At 56.6% G+C, this 1,026-nt stretch carries 1 rRNA gene; it reads right to left on the bottom strand.

Features of this window, described 5'->3' with window-relative positions:
- Positions 1-1,026, bottom strand: a 23S ribosomal RNA gene (locus AB0G16_RS38845); the annotation flags it as partial.

Genomic DNA, 1,026 nt, shown 5'->3' with positions numbered 1-1,026 from the left:
GTGGTCAAGTCCTCGGCCTATTAGTACTGGTCAGCTCCACACATTACTGCGCTTCCACTTCCAGCCTATCAACCCGGTCGTCTACCGGGAGCCTTACCCACTCTCGTGGTGGGAGACCTCATCTCAAGGCGAGCTTCCCGCTTAGATGCTTTCAGCGGTTATCCCTTCCGAACGTAGCCAACCAGCCGTGCTCCTGGCGGAACAACTGGCACACCAGAGGTTCGTCCGTCCCGGTCCTCTCGTACTAGGGACAGCTCCTTTCAAGTCTCCTGCGCGCGCAGCGGATAGGGACCGAACTGTCTCGCGACGTTCTAAACCCAGCTCGCGTACCGCTTTAATGGGCGAACAGCCCAACCCTTGGGACCTACTCCAGCCCCAGGATGCGACGAGCCGACATCGAGGTGCCAAACCATCCCGTCGATATGGACTCTTGGGGAAGATCAGCCTGTTATCCCCGGGGTACCTTTTAGCCGTTGAGCGACGGCGCTTCCACATGCCACCGCCGGATCACTAGTCCCAGCTTTCGCTCCTGCTCGACCCGTCGGTCTCACAGTCAAGCTCCCTTGTGCACTTACACTCGACACCTGATTGCCAACCAGGCTGAGGGAACCTTTGGGCGCCTCCGTTACTCTTTAGGAGGCAACCGCCCCAGTTAAACTACCCACCAGACACTGTCCCTGATCCGGATCACGGACCGAAGTTAGACGTTCAAAACGACCAGAGTGGTATTTCACCAATGACTCCACCACCACTAGCGTGACAGCTTCACAGTCTCCCACCTATCCTACACAAGACGTTCCAAACGCCAATGTCAAGCTATAGTGAAGGTCCCGGGGTCTTTCCGTCCTGCTGCGCGTAACGAGCATCTTTACTCGTAGTGCAATTTCGCCGGGTCTGCGGTTGAGACAGCGGGGAAGTCGTTACGCCATTCGTGCAGGTCGGAACTTACCCGACAAGGAATTTCGCTACCTTAGGATGGTTATAGTTACCACCGCCGTTTACTGGCGCTTAAGTTCTCAGCTTCGC

Source organism: Streptosporangium sp. NPDC023615 (assembly GCF_040640155.1).
Classification (GTDB): Bacteria; Actinomycetota; Actinomycetes; order Streptosporangiales; family Streptosporangiaceae; genus Streptosporangium.
Note: the sequence above shows the minus strand (reverse complement) of the source record. Positions and strands in the feature narration are given on the sequence as shown.